Consider the following 5,520-nt stretch of genomic DNA (forward strand, 5'->3'; position numbering starts at 1 on the left):
CCGAGCAGGTGGCCGTCGACGCCGCGGCCCACCTGCGGGAACTGCCCGCCCCGCGGACCGGCCCCGGGGGCGGGGCCGACGTCGACACCAAGAGCTCGCCGACCGACGTCGTGACCGCGTCCGACGCCTCGGTCGAGCGGTTCGTGCGCGAGCGGCTGGCCGCGTTGCGCCCGGGGGAGCCGGTCTACGGCGAGGAGGGCTCGGGGGACGCGGAGGCGGCCCGCTGGGTCGTCGACCCGATCGACGGAACCGTGAACTACCTCTACGGCCTGCCCTGGTACGCGATCTCGGTCGCGGCGGTCCGCGACGGCGCGACGGTGGCCGGTGCCGTCGTCGAGCCGGCGTCCGGGCGGGTGTGGACCGCGGCCCTGGGCGGCGGCGCCACCTGCGACGGCACGCCGCTGGCCGTCAGCGGCACCGAGGACCTGTCGCTGGCCCTGATCGGCACCGGGTTCGGCTACCGGGCCGAGCGCCGGGCCCGGCAGGCCCGGATGGTCGCCGGGATGCTGCCCGAGGTGCGCGACATCCGCCGGGCCGGTTCGGCGGCCCTGGACCTGTGCGCGGTGGGCGCCGGGTGGCTCGACGGCTACGTCGAGCACGGCTGTCACTGGTGGGACTGGGCGGCGGCGGCGCTGATCGCCCGCGAGGCGGGCGCGCTGCTGCACATCGCGGGCGGCCCGGACGACCTCGGTGCGGACGCGGCGGACCTCGGCGACGACGTGTCGCTGGCGGCCGCGCCCGGCGTCGCCCGCGCCCTGGCGGCACTGGCCGCCGCACACGGCGCCGCGCAGGTCTGAGCGCCCGGTCGACCCGGTGGCGGGCCGGCGCCGATCAGGTGCAGCCGTTGTCGCGGGCCTGTTGCAGGGTGGCCGGGTCCACCGCGGGGCGACCGTTCTCGCCGGCCGGCGCGGACAGCTCGTCGAGCACGTCGCGGGCGGCGCGGCCGGGGGCGACGTCGGAGAACGCGGCCCCGATCACCACGTCGACACCGGCACCGGTCCGGTCGTCGCGGATCAGCTCCACGCACGGCACGACCAGCGCGAGCGTCTCCGCCGCGCTCTGGCCGGCCGGGCCGAACCGCAGCTGGCCCAGGCAGTCCATGTCGCCGTCCGGGTACTGCGGGTCGTTCGTCGGGCTCGACGACTCGCCGAACTCCAGGTCGCCGAGCTGGGCCGAGACCAGGTTCGCCTGGCCACGCTGGCCGCCGGCGTTGAGGACCTGGAAGCGGACGTCGCTGGGCGCCGCGGGCGCGGCGGTGTGCAGCTCGGCACGGTCGATGACGGTGCCGGGCACCGCGCCCGACGCCGGCGGGGTGCAGGAGGTGTCGGCCGGGCCGGTGGAGGACGTGGCGAGGACGACGACCCAGGTCGCGGCGGCCAGCACGAGCAGCACGGCACCGGTCGCGACGATCGGGCGGGTGCGCCGCCGCTGGTACGGGCGCGAGGATCTCATCGCGTCCCCCCGGTGCCCTGGCCGAGCCCGTTGTCCAGGATGTGGTGCCCGAGCGCGACGAGCGGACCGACGGCGTCCTCCAGGCCGTGGGCCATGTCCGGCGGTACGGCTCCGGCGCGGACCCGGGACAGGATCCCGGCCAGCACCACGGCCAGCTTGAAAGCCCCGAACGCCACGTACCAGGGCAGCGGCGCCGGATCGAGGCCGGTGCGACGGGCGTAGACGGCGACCAGCTCGTCCCGGGTGGGGAAGCCGGGCAGCCGGGTCGGGCTCGGGATCCGCTGGGCGTCGCGCCATACCGGGTCGTCGTCGGCCTGGGGCCAGTAGACGAGCAGCAGCCCGAGGTCGGCCATCGGGTCGCCGAGCGTGGACATCTCCCAGTCCAGCACGGCCTTGATCGTTCCCGGGTCGGCGGAGTCGTAGAGGCAGTTGTCGATCCGGTAGTCGCCGTGCACGACGGTGTGGCGCTGGGTGGCGGGCACCTCGGCGCCGAGACGCTCGGACAGGCGGGTGAGCTCGGTCTCGGTGCGCTCGTCGGTGGCCGACGGGGCGTCGGTGTCGTCCCGGGCGGCGGCCCACTGCTTGCCCCAGCGGCGGATCTGGCGCTCCAGGTAGCCGTCCGGGCGCCCGAAGTCGGAGAGACCCACCGCCGCCGGGTCCACCTCGTGCAGCGCCGCCAGGACGTCGATCAGGGCCTGCCCGGCCCGCGCGCGGTCCGTCTCGGTCTCCGCCCATCCGGCGGGCAGGTCGTCGAGCGGCACGACGCCCTCGACCAGCTCCATCACGAAGCACGGCGCGTCCACCGGCGGGCCGTCCCCGCTGTGGGCCAGCACGGCCGGTACCGGGACACCGGTCCCGGCCAGCGCGGAGATCACCCGGCGTTCGCGTCCCATGTCGTGCGCGGTCTCGGCGACCGAGCCCACCGGCGGGCGGCGCAGCACGACCGCGCCGGCCGCGCTGTCCACCCGGTAGGTCAGGTTGGACCGGCCTGCGCCGACCGGTGCGAGGGTGCACTCGCGCCAGCGCTCGTCGCCGAGCTCGGTGGCCAGGAAGGCCCCTACCGACGCCGGGTCGGCACCGGGGGTCGCGTCGGATTCGGTCGGTGTCGACGAGCTCGTTGCCACGGGGGTGGACCCTAGTCGTGCCCGGTCCGCCGGGCCCGCAGCGACGCCGTCCGCGCGCCTGGGTTACCCTCCCGGCCGCCGGTGGTGGACAGACCGCCCCGGACGGCACCGCCGTGGTCAGTGCGACCGGTGCCGGTCCGGGCAGGACCCGTTCGGCGGTCTGACCCGACAAGGTGAGACCGGCGTCACTCCGACCATCGGGCACAAACCTTGCGTCCGCGACGTTCCTCAGCGGCACGCAGAACATTACGAGTGTGATCGACCAGCAGCGAACTGGGCCGGTGAGCTGCGCAAACTGTGAATGGCAAGGGTGGACCCATGGCGACCGACTACGACGCCCCACGACGGAACGAAGCCGACGAGCTCGCCGAGGACTCGCTGGACGAGCTGAAGGCCCGGCGTAACGAGGCCCAGTCCGCGGTCGTCGACGTCGACGAGACCGACACCGCGGAGAGCTTCGAGCTGCCCGGCGCCGACCTGTCCGGCGAGGAGCTCACGGTGAACGTCCTGCCCAAGCAGGCGGACGAGTTCACCTGTGCGAGCTGTTTCCTGGTGCACCACCGGAGCCGCCTGGCGAGCTCCAAGGGTGGCCAGTTCATCTGCCGCGACTGCGCGGCCTGAGAGAGCACGTTCGTCCGGCCCCGGTCCGATCGGACCGGGGCCGGACGTCTTTCCGGGGTAGGGCCGTCAGCCCCGGTCGGCCGGAGCACCCGGTGCCGGGCCGGCGCCGGCCAGCGCGGCGACGAGGTCGTCCGGGCGGCGGGTGCTGACGACCCAGTACGGGGCGTCGGACGCGGGGTCGGTGATCTCGAGCCGGACGACCGTGCCGATCCACGCGCGGTGCAGGACCGTCGCGGTCGGGTCCAGCTCCGGGCCGAGCGCGTCCTGTTTGGCGAACTTCTCGGACACGACGTCCGTGCGTCCCACGTGGGCCAGCGCGACCGAGGCGTCACCCACGGTGAGCGTTCCGCCGTGGACCCGCACCCGGCTGCGGCCGAGCCGCCACAGGAACAGCGCGCACAGCGGGACCAGCACGAGGTAGCCGATCCAGGACCGGATGCCCGGATACCCCATATGGATCTCCGCGCCGAGCAGCGCTCCCACGCCGATGGCCGGTAGGTACCACCACAGCGGCACGGACAACCGCTCGTCGAACGCAGTGGGGCCGGACGTCGCAGAACCCACCGGAGACGGCTGCTTGTTCACGAACCCAGGGTAGCGTCGCCCGCCGTGCCCGGTCCCGTCCCCGCTCCCCTGGATGAGCCGCTGGTCGCGCCGTCCGTCGACGTGCTGCTGACCCGGCTCGACCCCGATGTCCCGCTGCCCTCGTACGCACGTGCCGGGGACGCCGGTGCCGACCTGACGACCGCCGAGGACGTCACGCTCGCGCCGGGGGAGCGGGCCCTGGTGGGGACCGGCGTCGCGATCGCGCTCCCGCCCGGGTTCGCCGGGTTCGTCCACCCCCGTTCCGGGCTGGCCGCGCGCAGCGGGCTGTCGGTGGTGAACGCCCCGGGCACGGTGGACGCCGGGTACCGCGGTGAGATCAAGGTCTGTCTGATCAACCACGACCCGGCCGTCACGCTGGTGCTGCGTCGCGGCGACCGGATCGCGCAGCTGGTGGTACAGCGGGTGGAGCACGCCCGCTTCGTCGAGGTCACCGAGCTCCCGTCGTCGGCGCGCGGGGCCGGCGGCCACGGCTCGACCGGCGGTCATGCCGGCCTGGATGTGGGAGGGGGACGCTGATGCCCGGACGCTCACGAGGTCGGCCGATGTTCGACGTCCGGCCGGAGACCGACACCGGCGAGGAGCTCTACCCCGGCTACCCCGGCTACGACGAGACCGCCGAGCCGGGCGACGTGTACGACGACCACGACTCCCGCGAGCGCGAGTCGACCCCTCTGCGCGGGCCCGGGCGTGACGGACCCCGCAACGGACCCGGGCCGGTGGGCCCGCGCGGCGCCCGGCCCGGCGCGACCGGGCGCGGTCCGGCGCCGTACCGCGACGACCGGTACGCCGACGACCGCTACGACCGGGGCGACGGCGGCCGGTACGACGACGAACCTCTCTACGCCCGCGACTACGCCCCGCAGGGCCACGACTTCGGGGACCCCGACGACGACCCCCGCCACCGGCCCACGAACGGCCGGCCCGCGAACGGCCGGGCCGCGGTGCGACCGGCGCCGCCGGCCCGGGACGATCGCTACGAGGAGTACGACGCGGACGAGCACGACGCCCTGGACGACCACGACGACGCGGACGACTACGACGCCCCGGACCGCGACGACCCGGACCGCGACGACGCCCCCGACGAGGTGGGCTACGACGACGACGAGTACGGCGTCGGTGACGCGCCGCTGTCGGTCCCGCCGCCCGGCCGCGACGGGCGCCCGCTCGGCCCGGCCGACGTCGAGGAGCTCGACCCGTCGATGACCGACGCGCTGGCCCGGGTCGACCTCGGGTCGATGCAGGTGCCGGTGCCCTACGGGGCCGAGCTGAAGCTGGAGCCGACCGACGGCGGCCGTCCGCAGGCGGTGCACCTGATGCTGCCCGAGGGCCGGATCGCGGTCAGCGCGCTGGCCGCGCCACGGTCGTCCGGGCTCTGGCGCGAGCTCTCCGCCGAGATCGAGGCATCGCTGCGCAACGGTGGCGCGCGGGTACGCAACGCGCAGGGTGACTGGGGCCGTGAGCTGCACGCCCGCACCGAGAACGCCGCGTCGGTGTTCATCGGGGCCGACGGCCCGCGCTGGATGGTCTACGGCGTGGCGACCGCGTCGCTGGAGACCGTGGACGCGCTCGACGTGGAGCTGCGCCGTGTGATGCGGGGCGTCATCGTCGTGCGCGGCAAGCTGCCCTACCCGCCGCGGACGGTGCTGCCGCTGACCCTGCCCGAGCACCTGGCCGACGAGCAGCCCGAGGCGGCCAAGCCGAAGGGCGCGAGCATCAC

Annotated in this window: 7 protein-coding genes; 4 read left to right on the forward strand and 3 right to left on the reverse strand. The window is 75.3% G+C overall.

Annotated features, from left to right (window positions below; genetic code table 11):
• Window positions 1–797 (forward strand): inositol monophosphatase family protein (locus I4I78_RS29430; protein ID WP_218614769.1); only part of this gene is annotated, 797 nt, incomplete at its 5' end.
• 34 nt (window positions 798–831) lie between these two features.
• Here the strand turns inward: I4I78_RS29430 and cei are convergent.
• Window positions 832–1,452 (reverse strand): envelope integrity protein Cei, encoded by a 621-nt coding sequence (cei, locus tag I4I78_RS29435; protein ID WP_218614770.1) that lies wholly within the window; start codon window positions 1,450–1,452, stop codon window positions 832–834.
• A complete protein-coding gene (locus I4I78_RS29440; protein WP_218614771.1) occupies window positions 1,449–2,576 on the reverse strand; it encodes a phosphotransferase family protein in 1,128 nt (375 codons plus the stop codon). The genes cei and I4I78_RS29440 overlap by 4 nt, the downstream gene beginning before the upstream one ends.
• A 318-nt stretch (window positions 2,577–2,894) precedes the next feature.
• Here I4I78_RS29440 and I4I78_RS29445 point away from each other — a divergent pair, with 318 nt between their 5' ends.
• On the forward strand, window positions 2,895–3,197 hold the full coding sequence (locus tag I4I78_RS29445; protein WP_218614772.1) for a DUF4193 domain-containing protein: 303 nt from the start codon (window positions 2,895–2,897) through the stop codon (window positions 3,195–3,197).
• A gap of 66 nt (window positions 3,198–3,263) precedes the next feature.
• On the opposite strand, the gene I4I78_RS29450 is transcribed toward I4I78_RS29445, so the two are convergent.
• Window positions 3,264–3,782 (reverse strand): DUF3093 domain-containing protein, encoded by a 519-nt coding sequence (locus I4I78_RS29450; RefSeq protein ID WP_218614773.1) that lies wholly within the window; start codon window positions 3,780–3,782, stop codon window positions 3,264–3,266.
• 24 nt (window positions 3,783–3,806) lie between these two features.
• Between I4I78_RS29450 and dut the strand changes: the two genes are divergently transcribed.
• The gene (gene dut / locus I4I78_RS29455; protein ID WP_218614774.1) at window positions 3,807–4,319 is read left to right on the forward strand and encodes a dUTP diphosphatase; all 513 of its coding nucleotides are present in this window, start codon (window positions 3,807–3,809) and stop codon (window positions 4,317–4,319) included.
• Between the two features lie 26 nt (window positions 4,320–4,345).
• Window positions 4,346–5,520, forward strand: a 1,175-nt coding sequence (locus I4I78_RS29460) for a DUF3710 domain-containing protein (protein WP_218614775.1), incomplete at its 3' end; no start/stop codon positions are given.

The sequence above is a fragment of the Pseudonocardia sp. KRD291 genome (assembly GCF_019263595.1).
Classification (GTDB): Bacteria; Actinomycetota; Actinomycetes; order Mycobacteriales; family Pseudonocardiaceae; genus Pseudonocardia.